The sequence below is a fragment of the Pseudomonas sp. LBUM1668 genome (genome assembly GCF_059695715.1).
Genome location: NZ_CP166787.1, coordinates 2752015 through 2768810 on the forward strand (window position 1 = coordinate 2752015; position 16796 = coordinate 2768810).

14 protein-coding genes are annotated in these 16796 nt (G+C 60.2%); 1 reads left to right on the forward strand and 13 read right to left on the reverse strand.

The features are described 5' to 3' along the window. Positions 1-3: 3 nt before the first annotated feature. From ACA061_RS12465 to rfaH, 12 genes are all read right to left on the reverse strand, one after another. Positions 4-1422, reverse strand: coding sequence for an oligosaccharide flippase family protein (locus tag ACA061_RS12465; RefSeq protein ID WP_497301736.1), 1419 nt, complete (start codon positions 1420-1422; stop codon positions 4-6). A 15-nt stretch (positions 1423-1437) separates the two neighbouring features. After that, complete coding sequence (locus tag ACA061_RS12470; RefSeq protein WP_497301737.1) at positions 1438-2373, reverse strand: glycosyltransferase family 2 protein; 936 nt, start codon at positions 2371-2373, stop codon at positions 1438-1440. Next, a complete protein-coding gene (locus ACA061_RS12475; RefSeq protein WP_497301739.1) occupies positions 2367-3683 on the reverse strand; it encodes an O-antigen ligase family protein in 1317 nt (438 codons plus the stop codon). The genes ACA061_RS12470 and ACA061_RS12475 overlap by 7 nt, the downstream gene beginning before the upstream one ends. Further along, complete coding sequence (locus tag ACA061_RS12480; protein ID WP_210554643.1) at positions 3680-4792, reverse strand: glycosyltransferase; 1113 nt, start codon at positions 4790-4792, stop codon at positions 3680-3682. Before ACA061_RS12480 ends, ACA061_RS12475 begins: the two co-directional genes overlap by 4 nt. Continuing rightward, positions 4789-5862 (reverse strand): glycosyltransferase, encoded by a 1074-nt coding sequence (locus ACA061_RS12485; protein ID WP_497301742.1) that lies wholly within the window; start codon positions 5860-5862, stop codon positions 4789-4791. The genes ACA061_RS12480 and ACA061_RS12485 overlap by 4 nt, the downstream gene beginning before the upstream one ends. 15 nt (positions 5863-5877) lie before the next feature. Then, positions 5878-6585, reverse strand: a complete 708-nt coding sequence (locus tag ACA061_RS12490; RefSeq protein ID WP_150597689.1) for a WecB/TagA/CpsF family glycosyltransferase — start codon at positions 6583-6585, stop codon at positions 5878-5880. Then, positions 6582-7940: a UDP-glucose dehydrogenase family protein gene (locus ACA061_RS12495; RefSeq protein ID WP_497301744.1), complete on the reverse strand. Its 1359-nt coding sequence runs from the start codon at positions 7938-7940 to the stop codon at positions 6582-6584. The genes ACA061_RS12490 and ACA061_RS12495 overlap by 4 nt, the downstream gene beginning before the upstream one ends. Positions 7941-7991: 51 nt before the next feature. Next, positions 7992-9383 (reverse strand): undecaprenyl-phosphate glucose phosphotransferase, encoded by a 1392-nt coding sequence (locus ACA061_RS12500; RefSeq protein WP_210554647.1) that lies wholly within the window; start codon positions 9381-9383, stop codon positions 7992-7994. 90 nt (positions 9384-9473) lie between these two features. Continuing rightward, on the reverse strand, positions 9474-11789 hold the full coding sequence (locus ACA061_RS12505; RefSeq protein ID WP_497301746.1) for a GumC family protein: 2316 nt from the start codon (positions 11787-11789) through the stop codon (positions 9474-9476). Positions 11790-11791: 2 nt separating this feature from the next. Further along, the gene (locus ACA061_RS12510; RefSeq protein WP_150603213.1) at positions 11792-12325 is read right to left on the reverse strand and encodes a polysaccharide biosynthesis/export family protein; all 534 of its coding nucleotides are present in this window, start codon (positions 12323-12325) and stop codon (positions 11792-11794) included. Between the two features lie 12 nt (positions 12326-12337). Next, positions 12338-13498, reverse strand: a complete 1161-nt coding sequence (locus tag ACA061_RS12515) for an outer membrane beta-barrel protein (RefSeq protein ID WP_497301748.1) — start codon at positions 13496-13498, stop codon at positions 12338-12340. Positions 13499-13552: 54 nt separating this feature from the next. Further along, entirely contained in the window at positions 13553-14071 is a 519-nt protein-coding gene (gene rfaH, locus ACA061_RS12520) for a transcription/translation regulatory transformer protein RfaH (RefSeq protein ID WP_150591668.1), read from the reverse strand. Between the two features lie 761 nt (positions 14072-14832). On the opposite strand from rfaH, the gene ACA061_RS12525 reads away from it, so the two are divergent. Further along, positions 14833-15807, forward strand: a complete 975-nt coding sequence (locus tag ACA061_RS12525; RefSeq protein WP_497301749.1) for an NAD-dependent epimerase/dehydratase family protein — start codon at positions 14833-14835, stop codon at positions 15805-15807. A 22-nt stretch (positions 15808-15829) separates the two neighbouring features. Here ACA061_RS12525 and ACA061_RS12530 read toward each other — a convergent pair whose 3' ends face one another. Beyond that, entirely contained in the window at positions 15830-16789 is a 960-nt protein-coding gene (locus tag ACA061_RS12530; protein ID WP_497301750.1) for an EamA family transporter, read from the reverse strand. Between the last annotated feature and the right edge of the window lie 7 nt (positions 16790-16796).

Here is a 16796-nt window from a genome sequence, read left to right on the forward strand (position 1 = left end):
TGCTCACCGGGTGGTGAACACCAACTTGAATTCATGCGGCCAGCGCGGGTGCAACACGCTGTAGGCCAAGGCGTAGGTCAGCCCGCCGGCGGCGATATTGGCGATCAGGTGCAGATAGCCCACCAGCCCCGAATGGTTTGATACCCACGACACGACAGCAGCCATCACCAGCGTGGCGATCACGCTGCGGTAGGCGGATTCGAAGAAGGTGCGCCAGCCATAACCGATCGCGGTGTTCAGGCCGATGACCTGCAACGGCGTGATCGCGACCATGCGGATCAACAGCGCAATCGCCGCCGCCATGCCGCCATACACAGGCCCGAGGACGTACACCAACGCCAGCGCGAGCAGGGTGGTGAGCACTTCAGCCTTGAGGGTCAGGTAGGTGCGATTGACGGCGACCAGCGCCGTCGTTGCATAGAGGGCCAGATTGCCCAGCGCGGCGGTGCAGGCCAGCACTTGCAGGAGCCCGACGGCGTCGGCCCATTTGGCGCCGAAGATCAGCAGGATGATGTCTTCGGCAGTCAGCGCGATACCGACAAACAACGGCGTCAGCAAAAAGCCGCTGATGGCCGTGGTGTCGCCGATCAGCCCGACCAGCCGTGACGGTTCGCCGCTGCGCCTGGCGAAGGCTGGCAGTGCATAGCTCATCAGGCCGTTGTAGATGGCGGATCGCGGCAGGTCGATGATGCGCATCGCCAGGTTGAACATGCCGACCGCGTGCGCGCCGGCGGTGATGCCCAGCACCACGTTGACCCCGCGTTGCAGGGTTTGCGAACTCATGACGTTGATCGCCACCGGCGTGCCCGTGCGCAGCAGATCAAGCAACAATGGCCCGTCGATGGCGAAGGGGATGCGCCGCCGATCGCCGCGCATCAACACCGCCATCGACACCAGATCCATGATCAGCGCCTGGGCAATCACCGCCCAAGGGCCGAAGCCCAGCAGCGCCACGACAATCCCGGTGCCGCCGCCGACGACTTTACCCAGCAGCGTGCGCGAGGCCAGCAATTTGAAATTGCCGCTGCGGCGCATCTGCGCGACGTAGACCCGCGCCATCATGGTGAACAGAATCTTCACCGAGGCGATGGCCGTCATCCATTGCAGGGCGGGCGATGGGGTGTACAGCATCACGCCCAGCGAGATGATCAGGATAGACGCCAGGCTGATCAATACGGAGAACCAGAACGCGGTGCTGATGTGCTTGTCTTCCAGGCGTTCGAGCCTGACCAGCGGGTCTTCAAGCACCGAGGAGTAGAGAATGCCGACCACCTCGACGATGGCGATGATGATCGTGCCGATGCCCAATTCGGTCGGCGTGAGCAAATGCGCATATACGACAAAGGTGATCATCGACAGGAAAATCAGGCCGAATTTCTCGGTAAAGATCCAGATCAAGGTAGTCAGGCGCTGGTTGGCCATGGCGGGGCCCCGGACTCAAGCCGTCCTGCGCAGCGTCTTCGCCAAGGCGTAGACGTAGCGCAGGGTCGGTTTGCCGCGGGAGAAAAACAGCGTCTGCCAAGAATGATCGAGCATGTTGCGGAACACATTGATCACATGTGCGTGGTCGCCGCGCCGGGACGAGGCGCAGAGAAAATCGGCGTGGTTGGCCAGGACGAAATCAATGCGCTGCTGCTTGCTCATGTGCGCGCCGTAGCGGGCGAGGTAGAGCTCGATAAATTGCACTTTGTACGGGTAATACTTGCGCGGCTGCGCGGTGATGTTGCCGTTGTTGACGCTGCGCCGCAGCAACACCTCGGGCACGGTGTGGATCTCCCACTGCTCGGCGATCCGCGTCCACAGCAAACGGTCTTCGGCATAGCGCAGCGTCTGATCGAAGCCTTCCAGCGCGATGATTGCGTCACGCAACACCAGCACGCCGGAGGTGCCGTTGATCACGTTCTCGCGCATGAAATCGGCAAAATGATTGCCGCCCTTGCGCCGGTCCTCCAACTGTTGCGTGCCGTCGCTGAATTCGCTCATCTGGTAGCAGTCGATCAGCCCGACCTGACGCCCTTCACGCGTGAGTTGCTCATACAACGCCAGTTGCTTGTGCAGTTTTTCCGGGTGCCATTGATCATCGGCATCAAGGAAAGCGATAAAGCGCTCGGTGGCGCTGAATACGCCGCGATTGCGCGCGGCTGCCGGGCCCTGATTAGTCTGTTGCAGCAGGATCAATTCAAACGGTGCGACGTAATCCGTGACGATTTGCGGGCCCTCGTCGCTTGAGCCGTCGTCGATGACTATTACCTTGTCCGGACGGCGGGTTTGCAGGCTAAGGGAGTCGAGCGCCGGACCGATGCTGGCGGCAGCGTTGTACATCGGGATGATCACGCACACCGATCCTGACGTGGGCACAGAGCTGTTCAACATGATGAGAACTCCTTGGCCCGCGCACGGGAGCGCGGGGCGGCGTAGGCATTGGCGCGCGGCAGTGGCGCAGGGCGTTTGACGTGGTGATGGCGGAACGACAGGGCGAGGGCGCAGAACACCAGAAACTCGGCCGAGCGATAGTTGGGGATCACGTAGGCGACGTAGTTGGTGACCGCGAACAGGCCAATGATCACCAGGGCGCAGGCGTGATAGCGCGCCGAATGCTCGGCCGTGATCGCCCGGTAATGCTTGGTCAACGTCTGCGCGAACAGCAGGATCAGCGCGATCAACTGAATCAGGCCGCCATTGAGCAAAGTCTCGACATAGCCGCTGTGGGCGTTGCCGATGTAGCCCCAACGTTTGATGAATCCGCTCGCGTCGGCACTGCTCCAGAACGCGCCGAAGCCGTAGCCCTTGAGGAAGCGATCATCGATCAGCGGCCCCAGCAGCTCCCAGATAAGGGTGCGGTCGGTGAGTGACGGATCACGGCCGACCAGTTCCAGCAGCAGCGTGTAATTGCCGTACAGAAACACGCAGATCAGCCCGTACACCACGGTCGCGACGAAAAATGCCGTCAGCGAACGGTTGATGCGCAAGCGGATCAAGGTGAGGAAATACCAATAACTCGCGGTGCCGGCGACGATCAGCGCGATGCCGGTGGCAGACTGCGCCAGACAAATGGCGATCAAACAGAACGCGGCGTAGACGATGGCCAGTGGATTGCGCTGACGGATCATCGGCAGCAGTAAAAGAATGGCGATGGCGTTGATCCGCGCGCCGGCATTCTTCTCGGAAAAAATACCCTTGAACGCACCGTCGCGTATGCCGCCGCTGATGAAGGCGATGTCGGGGCGGATCACCGCGAAAATCAGACCCATCAGTGCCGCCGCACCAATCACGCAGCCGAGCATGAAGGCGATTCTTTCAAGGCTGTAGTGCCAGGCGATGAAGCCTGCGAAAAACACCACGCTGATCATCGCGATGAAGCGCTTCAGGCTCAGGGTCGGGTCGTCGGACCAACCGATTGACGCTGCCACGCAAACCAGAAACGCCAGCAGAAAAGCGTTTTGCCGGTAGAAGCTTTTGCTCAGGAACACCTTGTTGCGGATAAAGAAGAACAGCGGCACCAACAGCGTGATCAAGCCGCAGACCTGGTTGGCGACGTTACCTTCCAGATCTTTCTGCGCGTCATCCAGACTCGCGGCGCTGCCCATGCCGAGGAAGAACGTGAGGATCTGCACGTAGAACATCACGCCAAACAGGATGAAGCCGTCACGCAGCGTCGAATAGCGGACTTGAAGTCTGTTCATGGCGCTGGACTCCCGAGCAACGCCGTCAGGTAGGTTTTCACCGCGCGACCACTGACGAAACGTGCGGCGGCATCGATGCGCCGTTGTCGGTTGAGGTCGCGGGGCAGGGCCAGCTCCAGGCTGATGGCCTGCGCCAGCGCCGCCGGATCATCGACATTGACCAGTGGTGCGACGCTGCCTTCGGCGAGAATCTCTTGTGGCCCATAAGGGCAGCGCGTCGACACCACCGGTGTACCCGTCGAGAGCGCTTCGACCAGCGCATTCGGACTGCCCTCGAAGCGTGACGACAGGACGAAACAATCCGCCGCGCCAATCTGCGCCAGCGCATCGCTGGCATAACCCGGCAGGTCAAAACGCTCGGCGACCCCCAGGGCATTGGCTTGCGCCAGCAGTTCGGCGCGCAGCGAGCCTTCGCCAAAAATGATCAGCCGGGTATTGCGATCGGGCAGTCGGGCGAAGGCATCGAGCAACGTATCGAAACCTTTTTGCCGGGCCAGGCGTCCCACCGCGACGATCACTTGCAAGGTGTTGTCCAGCAGCCAGGGATGGCTGGCGGGCGCCAATGGCCGCTCGCGAAAGTCGTTGTCGAGCACCGGGTTGTCAGCAGTGGTCACATCCCGCATGCGGGCCAGCGTGGTGTCGACCAGATCCTGAGCGACACCGCGCGAGACGCAGATCACCGGGTTGGGAATCAAGCGGTACAACAGTGGAGCCAACAGGTAAGCGAAGCGCACGTGCAGCGCCGGATTAACGTGTTTGTCGCGGGAGAAGGCGTTGCGCTCGCTGACATGCAACCGCGCCAACGTGCCCGACAGCGTGGCGGCGGCGATGGCTATCACGTTGACGTGGGTGAGGGCGGCCAGTTGCGCATCGAAGCGATTGCGCCGCAGGAATCGCGTCAGCGCCGGGACGGCGGCAACGCTGCGAGGGCTGTGCAGCGAGACTTGTTTGACCCGCGAATCGAGCCCCGCCAGATTCACGCCGCCGCCAGTGAGCATCAGCAGTGTCACGTCGTTGCCGGCCTCGACCAGCGCACCGGCCAGACGCGCCATCATTTTCTCGGCGCCGCCCGCACTGAGATCCTGAAGAATGATCAACAGTTTTTTCATTGATTCCACACCTGATAGTAAGCCTGCGCCGCGTGCTGGCTGGTGTAGGGAAGCACCGCGTCCGCGACCGCTTTGCCGAGGGCGGACTTGTCGCTGTTGAGGTTTTGCAGCATGGCCTGCGCCAGCGCCGGCACATCGTTGACCCGCACCAGTTGGCCGACGCGACCGTCGTCGAGCAACTCACGGGGGCCGGTGGGGCAATCGGTGGCCAGCACTGGCGTGCCGAGGGCAAGGGCTTCGACCAGCACGGTCGGCATGCCTTCATGCAACGAGCTGAGGATCAGCAGGCGTGCCTGGCGGATCAGCGGGTATGGATTGGCGAGGTGGCCGGTGAAATGGACCTGGCGCGCGATGCCCAGGCGTCGCGCCTGTTCTTCGAGTTCGCCGCGCAGCGGGCCGTCCCCGGCAATCACCAGATAAGGCACCGTGGCCTGACGCGCTGCCAGCGCATAAGCTTCCAGCATTATGTGGAAGCCTTTAAGTTCCACCAGCCGACCGACGCCCAACCAGTACCGCGCCGGCACATCGGCGGGCAACGGCGCTTGCGCAGCTTTGAGCAATTGCTCGGTGACCACCGCGTTCGGGCAATAGCGAATCCGCTGGCGGCCCCAGGGCATCAGGCCGGTCAGTGCCTGACGCAAACCCAGCGACACCGCCACCACTTTGCCGCTGCCGCACAGGTACAGCGCGTACAACAGGCGCAGGCTGCGCACGCCGGTGTGTTGTTCGGAACAATCGAGGTCGGTGTGCCGGGTGTAGATGACCTTGCACGGCGTCCCCAGCGTGGCGAGCCAGGTGCACAGGTTGGCCTGCTCCTTGGCGCCGATCAGGTGCGTGACCTTTTCGCGCAGAATCAACCGGCGCAGCAACACCACCGAACGCAGCAGGCCGGTAACACCGCTGCCGCCGCCGGCAATCGTCGGCACCTCGTCGCTGTCCGGTCGTTCGCCGTTCATGATGAAGAAACTGACGCGTCGCCCGTCCTTGAGAAATTGTCCGGCCAGCCGTTGCTGCACGCACTCGACGCCACCACCGGCCTTGAAATCTTTGAGTGTGAAGAGGATATGCATGGTCATTCCCGGCGCTCAGGGCGCAGTGATATCGATCGCAACTTTGTGCCGGACGATCATCTCGGCCAGCTGCAAGAAGTTGCGCGGGTAGTCGAGCAGGTAGCGTTTGATGGTGTGCGGCTCGCGGTACATGCGATAGAACGCGCGCAGGTGCAGGCGGTTGATGGCGGCGGGGTAGTAGCACTCGCTGGCGCTGGCTTCCTGACGAATGAAACCGCCGCAGGTGAAGGCCACTCCGGCAAAACCGGCGTTCAGCGCATCGATCACGAAGCGCTCCTGCAAACCGGCGCCGAGCCCGACCAACAACAGGTTCGCTGCGCTGGTGCGAATGTCCGCATGCAGGTTCGCCGCTTGCGCCTGATTGAAATAACCGTTGTGCGCGCCGGCAATAATCAGTCGCGGATAGCGCCCGCGCAGCTTGACGATGAACGCCTCAAGCTCGGTTTGCGTGGCGCCGACGATGTACACCGTCAACTGCTGCTGTTCGGCATCGCGCAACACCGGGTCGGCAATCGAGGTGAAATCAAAACTGACCCGCTGCACCGGTTGCCCGGTGACCCGCGACATGAATCCCGACATCAGCATGCCGTCGCAGAAGTAGGCGACGGAGGGCGGCGGCTGGCGGATGAAACTGCCAATCGAAGCGAAATTGATAAACGAAAATGCCCGGTTGCCCATCAGCAGATTCGGCGAGTAATGCCCCATCAAGGCGAGCCGGATCATGACGCATCACCCGGTTCAAGCGCCTGCTGGGTCTGGCGGCCGACCGAGATATAGGTGAAGCCGCGCGTGCTCATGCGTTGCGGATCGAACAGATTGCGCCCGTCGAAAATCAGCGGTTGCTTGAGTTGGCGTTTGAGCAGGTCGAAGTCGGGTGCGCGAAACAATGTCCACTCGGTGACGATGATCAGCGCGTCGGCATTTTTCAGCGCCGCTTCTTTGGTGCCGGCGAGGCTGAAGTCATCGCGGGCGCCGTATAAGCGCTGCGCTTCTTCCATGGCTTTGGGATCGTAAGCCTGGACGTTGGCGCCTGCCCGCCACAGCGCTTCCATCAGCACGCGGCTCGGCGCCTCGCGGATGTCATCTGTGTCGGGTTTGAAGCTCAAGCCCCACAACGCGAAAGTCTTGCCCTGCAACGCACCGTTGAAGTGATCGGAGATCTTGCGAAACAGCGTGGTTTTCTGTTCGTTGTTGCGCGAGTCGACTGCTTTGAGCAACCGCGCATCGATGTCGACACCCTCGGCGGTGTGGATCAGCGCCTTGACGTCTTTGGGGAAACACGAGCCGCCGTAGCCGATGCCTGGGTAGATGAACTGATAACCGATGCGCGGATCGGAGCCGATGCCGTGGCGGACCATCTCGATGTCGGCGCCAAGTTTTTCGGCGAGATTGGCCATCTCGTTCATGAAGCTGATCTTGGTCGCGAGCATGCAATTGGCGGCGTACTTGGTCAGCTCGGCGCTGCGCACATCCATCACGATGATCTTTTCGCGGTTGCGGTTGAACGGCTCGTACAACTCGCGCATTACCTCTTCGGCACGCGGGCTGTCGGTGCCGATGATGATCCGGTCGGGGCGCATGCAGTCGTCGACCGCGCAGCCTTCCTTGAGAAATTCCGGATTGGACACGACATCGAACGTCACGTCGGCGCGGTCGCTTTCTTGCAGTGCCTCGGTGATGCATTCGCGCACCCGGTCTGCGGTGCCGACCGGCACGGTGGACTTGTCGACGATGATCACGTGGCGTTGCAGGTTCAGGCCGATGGTGCGCGCCACGCTCAGCACGTGGCGCAAGTCCGCCGAACCGTCTTCGTCGGGCGGCGTGCCCACGGCGATCAACAGCACGTCGCCGTGGCGCACCGCTGCACCGAGGTCGGTCCCGAAGCGCAGGCGCCCGCCCTGATGGTTGTCTCGCACCAACGTCCTCAGCCCTGGCTCGTAGATCGGCAGCGTGCCGCTTTCGAGGGCTTGCACCTTGGCGGCGTCCACATCCACACACAGCACGTCGTGCCCGACCTGCGCCAACGCGGCGCCCTGAACCAGTCCCACATAGCCGATGCCGAATACGCTCACATTCATGGGTAAACCTCGGTAGGTCGTGTTGACGGCCCGGGAACCGGGCGCGCGCGGTTAGTAGATGTTTTTGGAGAACAGCGAGAGGGGGGTCTTGAGCAGAATCTTGATGTCGAGCCACAGCGACCATTGGTTGATGTAGTTCAGGTCCTGGGCGACCCGCAGCTGCATCTTTTCCAGGGTTTCGGTTTCGCCACGGTGCCCGGTGATCTGCGCCAGCCCGGTGATGCCAGGCTTGAGGCGATGGCGGGCCATGTAGGCGCGCACCTTGCCGGTGTAATAGATGTTGTGGGTGACGGCATGCGGCCGCGGACCGACCAGCGCCATGTGCCCGAACAACACGTTGAACAGTTGCGGCAGTTCGTCGATGGAACTGCGGCGCAGGAAACGTCCCAGTGGCGTCACGCGGTCGTCGTTGCGGCTGGCCTGGCGCACCTCGTGCTCGTCGTGGACGCGCATCGAGCGAAACTTCCAGACCTTGATCACTTCACCGTCGCAGCCGTGGCGGTTTTGCTTGAACAGTACGGGCCCGGGGGATGAGCATTTCACCGCAATCGCCACGCCCAGTAGCAACGGGCTGAGCACCACCAGCGCCATGGCGGCGAGGCTGCGCTCCAGCAAGTCCTTGCAGAACAGACTGCCGGGGTGCGAGGTGATGAGGCTTTCGTTGAGGTAGATCGCCGGCATTCGCTCGATTTCCGAAATCGAGTGGTTGAGCAAGACCATGCTGCCGAAATCGGGAATCCACACCACGTCGACGTTGATGTCGAGCAGGTCGATGTACAGCGCTTCGATGGTGGCGGCGTCGGCCATCGGCAAGACGATGTAGACCCGACGGGCTTCGAGGCGAGTGATGATTTCACGGATGTCGTCGACATGCCCCAGCAGCGGCAGAATGCTCGGTGCCGGGCGCACCAGCGGCGTGGCGGAAACAAAGCCGAGCAACAAAGTACGGTCGGGGTGAATAAGCTTTTTCGCCAATTCATGCGCTGTTGAACACGTACCGATGATCACTGAGCGACGGTCGTTGCGGCTCAGTCGCGTATACAGTCGTACGACGAAATGCAGCGGCAGGAAGCTGCACATCTGCACCACAAATCCGCCGATCGCCCAGACCAGCATCACTTGCCGTGAATACAGGGCGCTGGTCTGCGTGACAAACGCGATGGTGCTCAGCGCCGCCAGCAAAATCAGCCAGCCGGCCAGCAAACGGGTGAGCCCGGCCAGCAACCCATGGCGCTTGTGATAGACCTGCATGAGGCTGTACGTCGGCACCGATCCGAGAATCGTCAGGATCATCAGCACCCGGTATTCGCTGGGCAGGCTGCCGACCCGCCATTGCACCAGCACGATCAGCAACAGGTTGACCAAGGTCATCGCGCACAGCCACTGGCCCCAGAAAGTCAGGCCACGGCGGTGGGCCATTTGAGCGGTATTGAGCGGCGTCATCGACTCGATCTCACAAAAAAAGAACGAACGGGCCCCTGAGGCGAGGGCGCTAGCGCTCTCGCCACCAAGGCTGTGTTAAAAATTCAAGTGTTAGCGGGGGGCGAAGTCGTAGTCGTAGAAGGAGCGCGAATGGCTGTGGCCGTATTTTCGCGCCTTGCGCAAATCGACCTGGTTGAGCACCACGCCGAACACCGGCGCCTGGCTTTGCTGAAGTACCGCGAGGCCTTTTTGCACCTGCGCGACCGGTGTGCTTTCGGCTTTCACCACGTAGATGACGGCGTCCGAATGCTTGGCCAGCAACAGGGCGTCACTGACCATTTCCGCCGGTGGCGAATCGATGATGATGTGTTGATACCGGCCCTTTAGCGCCTCCAACATGCGCCCCAGGCGCGGCGAACTGAGCAGATCCTGCGCCGGCGGCCGGTGAGTGGATCCATATTGCGCACGGGCCGAAGGCAGGCGCGGGGCGTCGAACGGGTCAAGCGGGGAGAGCGTCAGGCTGCCGGCCGGCAACATGTCGAGATTGCCCACGGTACGGATGCAGTCTTCGAGTTTGGCGGTGCCTGCGATCACATTCGCCAAACCTGGGTTTTCCGGTGGGAAATCGAAGTTCAGCGACAGTGTCGGTTGACGCATGTCGGCGTCGATCAACAGCACCCGCTCAAGCGACGTCAGTGAGCAGGCGAGGTTGTTGGCGATGGTGCTTTTGCCTTCACCGGCCACCGACGACGTGACCAAAACCACCTGCGCCGGCGCCTCGGTGTTTTGCAGCATGAGCCAGGTGCGCAGGTTGCGGATGGTTTCGCAGAATCGCGGGTTGTCGTTGTCTTCGAACAAGCGCGCCAGTTGCCGACGGCTTTTCTTCATCACCAACGGCACCACGCTGAGCAGCGGCACGCCGAGGGTGCTTTCGATGGTTTCATCGCTCTTGAAGGTGTTGCTCAGGGTTTCCAGCAAAAAGGCCAGCGCAATGCCAATGACGGCGGCGACCAGCGCGACAATCGCGATGATCAGGGATTTGCGCGGTTTGCTCGCTTCGGTCGGCGCAATCGCGGCATCGACGATCCGCGCCTTGGCCGAATCCATGTCGGAGGTGGCGGCGGTTTCTTTCAGGCGGGTGACGAAGGTTTCGTAAAGCGCCCGGGTGCTGTCGACTTCACGCTGGTATTCGCGCAGCTGGAATTCCTTGCGCGAGATGTCCTGGATCTGCGCCTTGTTGGTGTTGAAGGATTGGCGCAACGCGCTTTCGCTGGCGACCGCGAGCTGATACTGGCGCTCAATGCCGGCGACCACTTGCTGCACTTGCAGACGCAGGCTGCTGGCGGCGGTGCGCAATTCGGTCTGGGCCGACACCAGCGACGGGTGTTTCGGCCCGTAGCGCCCGGACAGCTCCTCGACCTTGGCTTGCGCCTTGGCCAGATCCGCCTGGAATTGCTGGATCAAAGGGTTGCTCAGCACCGCCGGCACACTCGAGAGTCGGCTGATATCGCCGTTGCTCAACGACTGCGCCTGACGGAACTGACTCTCGGCCTCGGCACGATTGCGCCGCGCGTCGATCATCCGATTGCCGGTCATTTGCAACTCGTTGGCGCTGATGGTCGCGACGCCGTCGACATCCACCAGACCTTGTTCCTCGCGATAACCCTGCAGTTTGTTTTCAGCGGCGCGCAGGTTATTGCGCAGCTCTACCAGGCGGGTGTTCATCCAGCTGGTGTTGTTTTGCGAAGACTTGAGGCTGGTGTCCTGCTGGCTGTCGATAAAGCCCTGAGCCAGTGCATTGGCGGTGTCGGCCGCGAGCGCTGCGTCAGGCAGCTCGACTTCAATTTCGATCAACTGACTCTTGCCGACGAATTTGACGCTGGTGTGCAACATCAGGTTTTGCGTGACTTCGTTAAACACGTCCTCTTCGGTCGGCGCTGGCTTGGGCGCCGGCAGGTATTCCAGCCAGGGCAGCCATTCACCACGATTGAGCTCGGCCAGCCATTGGCGCGGCGCGAACCATGATTTGGGCTGCTGACGAGGGTCTGTGATCGGGTTGGTAGTCAGCCCAAGCTTCTTCACCGCACGTTCGGCAAGATCGCGCGATTGCAGTAACGCCTGTTGCGTCTGCAAATAATCAGTGGTGGTCGAACCACCGGTATCGGCGTTCTGCTGAAAACTCATCACCGGTGGTGTTTTGTCCTTGATCAGCAAGGTGGTGCTGCCGACGTATTGCGGCGTGACCATGGACAATGCGGCCGCTGCCAGCGCGCAACTGAGCAACACCAGCAAGGCGATGTTCCACTTGGCCGCCCAGACGGTTCGCCAGAGCTGAAGCAGGTCCAGGGTGTCCGACTCTTCGTTGTGCGACGCACGCAAGTGCGCCTGGAGGGGACGTTCGACGTAGGTGCTAGGGCTGTTGTCCATGATTAGAAAAAGCCTTGTGCAATGGAAATGGTGTCACCCGGACTGATGACCGTAGTGCGGCTGATGTCGTCGATTACGGGCGGGCCACCCACGCCGCGCAGGATGGTCACGCGCTTCATAGAAGCGCGTTCGGTCAAGCCACCGCCCAGGGCAATGGCTTTTTCAAGCGTGAGTCCGGGCTGAAACGGGTAGCTGCCAGGCTTCTGCACTTCGCCATTGATGTAGAACGGTCGGTATTCGATCTGGCTGAGGCTGACCTTGGGATCGACCAGATAGCCTTGCTTCAAGCCCTCGACGATTTTCTGCTCCACCTGATTGGGCGTCAGGCCCCGGGCGACGACTTCGCCCAGGAACGGATACGAGAACGTTCCGGCATCGTTGAGGCGGATCTTCTTGAAACTCAGCTCCGGTTCGCCGAACACGGTGATGCGCAAGACATCGCCAGCCGCGAGTTTGTAGTCGGTAAGGGTTTCGGCGGCGTGGACTGCGGGAGTCAGCCACACCAGCAACAACAGGAAAACGATGCGCACATTCATGGGCCTGGCCTCTTAGAGACTGACGTCGAAACTGATCTGGAAGACGTTGCGGGTGAAGCTCTCGTTGTCGGCGTCCGAGTCGTTATCGCGAAAGCGATAACCGAGTTCGATATCCAGCCAGCGGCGCATCTTGTAGATCACCGCCAGGTTGTAGTCCTGAAGGTTGTCGCTGCGCGACTGACCCTCGTAGTCGTAGCGGCCCATGCCGGCCTGCGCCACGGTGGTGATGCGTTCCGTCCAGCCGTGGCGCCAGCCGACCTGGGTGAACGTCGACTTCACGGCGTCAGCGCCGTCGTCACCTTCAGCCATGGCCTGGCGGGCAAGGAAGGTGAAGGTTGAATAGGTGCGCGGTTTCCATTGCAGATCCACTTGCCAGGTGGGATTGCTCAGGTCGCTGGCACCGCTTTCGTCGAAGTTCTTGCGCTCATAACCCACCTTGAGTTTGCCGGTGGTACGGGCGCTCATGTCCCACTCGGCTCCGCCCAGCAACGCATTGGAACGGCTGCTGCGGGTGCTGCCCGATTGCAGATAATCGAACCGGGTGTGGTCGTATTCGAGCAGGCCGCGGGTGTTGCTGCCGAGGCGGTGATACCAGATGCTGGAAAAGCCGCTGGTGTTGCGCTCTTTGTCGTCGTTGATGCCGCCGCCGTTGTCGTAGCGCAGTTGCGCATAACTGGCGCCGAGGTCAATTTGATTGGCGGCAGTTTTCGCGCCGAAGGTGTACACGCCGTTGACTCGGGTACTTTCGATCTTGTCGTTGATGCCATCGACAGCTGTTGAGGTCGTGCGCTCGTACTTGCGCGCTTCAGCTTCGAGTTTCAGCCGATGGCGGTCAGTGAACTCCATGATGCTGTCGGCGCGCACGCGCTGGGCGGTGTTCGAGGCATCGTCATCCTGGTGATAGATGTAGCGCGTGGGCTCCCAGATCAGCCGCGTCGCACTGTTGCGATCCTCGGCCTTGAGCTCGAAGTAGGGCGCCAGCCGAGTGACCATCGTCGATTGAACATTGTATTCAAGCTCACGAAAGTTATCGTCGTAGCTTTCCGACAAGCCGAACTTCGGGATGAAGTCGAAGCCGTAGACATTGATCGCTTGTGGCTCCAGGCACCAGGCCACTTCGGGGTACAGAAAGGCCAAGAGCAGGGCAGCGGGGCAGCGGGAATTCAGGGCCATGGTTCTTGGTCCGCAAAGTGGATATCGGCGTATGGCTGAGGGGGATTGCGGGCGTTACTGTCGTTGTCGCTCAAGCAGGCTCAGCGGTACGCGGACAGGCTGTTGCCGGTTAAGAAACTGCAACAGAATCATCACGCGTTCAGCACCCAGCGATGACAGGTAGACACCTTCAAGCGGCTCCAGCGAACCTTGAACGATGTGCAAGATTTCACCGGGTTCGAGCGCGTTGGGAGTGGGGGATTCAAGCGACGTTGCACTGCGCTCGCGCAGGTGTTCGATCACCTGATCGTGGACGATGGCGGGCACATGATTGAATTCGACGATGCGGCTGACGCCACGGGTGGAGCGGATCGGGCCCCAGTTGTCATCAGCGCTGAGCTGAATGAACAGGTAACCCGGGAACAACGATTCGATAACGTTGTGCCGTTTGCCCCGCACGATGCGACTACTCATCAGCTCAGGCCGAAAGGTGGCGTAACCCTGTTGAAGCAGATTGAATTGCGCCCGCTCATCCTGGCGAGGTTTGCACTGCAATAAATACCAGTTAGAACCGCTGCGGCGACTCGTTAGCATGCTGGAATACTCCATACATAGCGAAAGTGTAAGCATGCCGAACGCACACACTTCAGTGCGTATTCATGCTTGCTGGTAGCTAGTAGGCTGATCAAGGCCAAGATGGCGAAGCCAGATGCGTTACATGTTTTTATTGGCAGGGTAAGTGTTTCAGAAATGAATCACTCGGGTCGTGCTCTAGTTGTGGATCGGGCTGTCTTCGGTGCAAAACGCGGTAATTTTCGTTTGGGCAAAGCTACCGCACGGTTTGCACATGCAACCTTTTTGAAATGTTTTTTAGATAGTCGCCTGGCAACTAACGGTGGAAGACCTGCAAGGTTCCGGCGTAGGCAAGTCAGGCAGGGAATAGTTATCGGCCAGTCATGATCGGCTGTCAAATACTAACAGTCAAAAAAAGCGCCATTTATCCATCGGTATTTTTCGTTTTGTTCAAGTCTATGTTTTATATATGGTTTTAAATTTTCAGAATTGCGCAAAACTTTTTCGATTATGCGCGGTCGCGTTCGATTGCAGGGGCTTGTCAAGTCGGTTTAGTTACTAACAATGCTTTCCCCGTTAGTGGGTGAAATAACCCAATTGTAGCTTTTCTGTGGTTTGCATGAAGTTTTGAAGCCTCGCTATCAACTCTGCTATAACCTCACAACTTCCAGTAGTTGGCACTTGCGGTACCGTTGCATGGATTAGTGGCGTCAAAGAATCGCCATTGTTTGTTTTGATCGCTGAGTCGCTCACAAACCAAGTATTAAAGGGGAAGCATTGCCATGACTATTCTCGTGACCGGTGCTGCCGGGTTTATTGGCTACCACACTGTTAAGCGTTTGATTGAAGGGGGAATTGAAGTTGTCGGGATCGATAACCTCAATGCCTACTATGACGTCACGCTCAAACAGGCGCGACTCGCCGCATTGCAATCTTTGCCAGGCTTTGAATTTCACGAAATGGACATCGTCGACAAACCTGCGCTGATGACCTTATTCGAACAGCATCGTTTTGAATACGTCGTTCACTTGGCAGCGCAGGCCGGTGTCAGGTATTCGCTGGATCAACCGGACGTCTACGGGCAATCGAATCTGGTGGGTTTTCTGAACGTGCTTGAAGCCTGTCGGCAGTTTCCTCCAGAGCACCTGATCTACGCGTCGAGCAGTTCGGTGTACGGCGCCAATCATAAGATGCCGTTCCACGAAGACGACCCGGTCGAGCAGCCGGTTTCACTCTACGCGGCGACCAAACGCGCCAATGAATTGCTGGCTTACAGCTACTGCCATCTCTATGGCTTGCGCGCCACCGGGCTGCGTTTTTTCACGGTGTACGGGCCTTGGGGGCGGCCCGACATGGCGCTGTTCAAGTTTACCCAGGCGATGATCGAGGGGCGCCCCATTGATATCTACAACGAAGGGCAAATGGCTCGGGATTTCACCTACATCGACGACATTGTCGAGTCGATCCAGCGCTTGTTGAGCAAGCCCCCTGAGGGCACGCAAGGGCGCGGCGCCAATCGGTTGTTCAATATCGGCCGCGGCAGTCCGGTCGCGCTGCTGGCGTTTGTCGAGTGTCTGGAGCGGGCGCTGGGCATCGAGGCCCAGCGCAATTATCTGCCGCTGCAAGAAGGTGATGTGGTCAAGACCTGGGCCGATGTTTCGGCGCTTGGCGGGTGCATCGACTTCAGCCCCCAAGTGTCGGTTGATATCGGAGTGGCGGCTTTTGTGCAGTGGTATCGGACTTATTATCGGGTTTGAGCGAGGTAGAGCGAGCCAGTGATCACACCACAGCTTTGGCTTCAGCCTTGATAACCGATCTGCGATACGTCAGCAATACGATGCCGGTGACCACAATCACCCCGCCGAAAACCTGCCCGGTACTGAGCATTTGATCCAGGACAATCCAGCCCATCAACAAAGTCGCCAACGGCTCGATGTTCATGACCGGCGCATTGCGTGGCATGTCCAGCCGAGGCACCGAAATGAACAGCACGATAAAACCGGTGCCGTATAACACCACAAGCGTGGCGAGAGCCAGCCATCCGGTGGAGGTCGCGGGCAGGTTCAGTCCGCTTGGGAAGGCGCCGGTCAGTCCCGCCAGATTAATGCTGCTGAAGACGATAAAAATGGTCAACAGACTGCGCGCCGAGCCACGTACCTGAGACAACTTGTGGTCGGTGATCCATAGCGCGCAGGCGAACACGCTGGCGGCGCAGAACGCGAGCGCGACGCCCAGCCCCCATTCCGGGCCGACGCTGGCCGTCGACGAAAGACGTCCGGGCACGTCCAGTACAAATACCAGCCCCACCAGAATCAAACCCATCAGCGAAGCAGTGCGTGCGGTCGGTCTCGGGCCACCCATCGCCCAGGTGAGCAACGCCAGCAGGATGGGAAAAACGTTGGCCACCAGCAGCGCCAGCGCCACCGGGACCCGAGCAACGGCCGAGTACAGACACAGGCTTTGCGCGGTAATCAGCAGCCCCAACAGCAATTGCCAGCGCCAGGCACCCGCCGGCAGACGCAGACTTTGTCGTTGCCACAGCACCAGAATGGCGAGCACCAGTAAAGTCCCGCCTGAACGCAGCAAAATCGCCAGCAACACCCCCGCGCCATCATCAAAAGCGACCCGCGCCGCCACATGGTTGCCGGCGAACGCACAGCCCATGCACAGAAGAATGATCACGGCGAGATGGCGGGGAAAGGGCGTCGGTGCGGTTGGCGCAAGCGTAGGGCGGGGCATGGCAGAT

Bases quoted from the DNA above. Each gene is read 5' to 3' on its own strand.
- ACA061_RS12475 (WP_497301739.1), bottom strand. From the start codon at position 3,683: ATGAACAGACTTCAAGTCCGCTATTCGACGCTGCGTGACGGCTTCATC.
- ACA061_RS12495 (WP_497301744.1), bottom strand. From the start codon at position 7,940: ATGAATGTGAGCGTATTCGGCATCGGCTATGTGGGACTGGTTCAGGGC.
- rfaH (WP_150591668.1), bottom strand. From the start codon at position 14,071: ATGCTAACGAGTCGCCGCAGCGGTTCTAACTGGTATTTATTGCAGTGC.
- ACA061_RS12465 (WP_497301736.1), bottom strand. From the start codon at position 1,422: ATGGCCAACCAGCGCCTGACTACCTTGATCTGGATCTTTACCGAGAAA.
- ACA061_RS12530 (WP_497301750.1), bottom strand. From the start codon at position 16,789: ATGCCCCGCCCTACGCTTGCGCCAACCGCACCGACGCCCTTTCCCCGC.
- ACA061_RS12515 (WP_497301748.1), bottom strand. From the start codon at position 13,498: ATGGCCCTGAATTCCCGCTGCCCCGCTGCCCTGCTCTTGGCCTTTCTG.
- ACA061_RS12525 (WP_497301749.1), top strand. From the start codon at position 14,833: ATGACTATTCTCGTGACCGGTGCTGCCGGGTTTATTGGCTACCACACT.
- ACA061_RS12510 (WP_150603213.1), bottom strand. From the start codon at position 12,325: ATGAATGTGCGCATCGTTTTCCTGTTGTTGCTGGTGTGGCTGACTCCC.
- ACA061_RS12500 (WP_210554647.1), bottom strand. From the start codon at position 9,383: ATGACGCCGCTCAATACCGCTCAAATGGCCCACCGCCGTGGCCTGACT.
- ACA061_RS12505 (WP_497301746.1), bottom strand. From the start codon at position 11,789: ATGGACAACAGCCCTAGCACCTACGTCGAACGTCCCCTCCAGGCGCAC.
- ACA061_RS12470 (WP_497301737.1), bottom strand. From the start codon at position 2,373: ATGTTGAACAGCTCTGTGCCCACGTCAGGATCGGTGTGCGTGATCATC.
- ACA061_RS12480 (WP_210554643.1), bottom strand. From the start codon at position 4,792: ATGAAAAAACTGTTGATCATTCTTCAGGATCTCAGTGCGGGCGGCGCC.
- ACA061_RS12485 (WP_497301742.1), bottom strand. From the start codon at position 5,862: ATGCATATCCTCTTCACACTCAAAGATTTCAAGGCCGGTGGTGGCGTC.
- ACA061_RS12490 (WP_150597689.1), bottom strand. From the start codon at position 6,585: ATGATCCGGCTCGCCTTGATGGGGCATTACTCGCCGAATCTGCTGATG.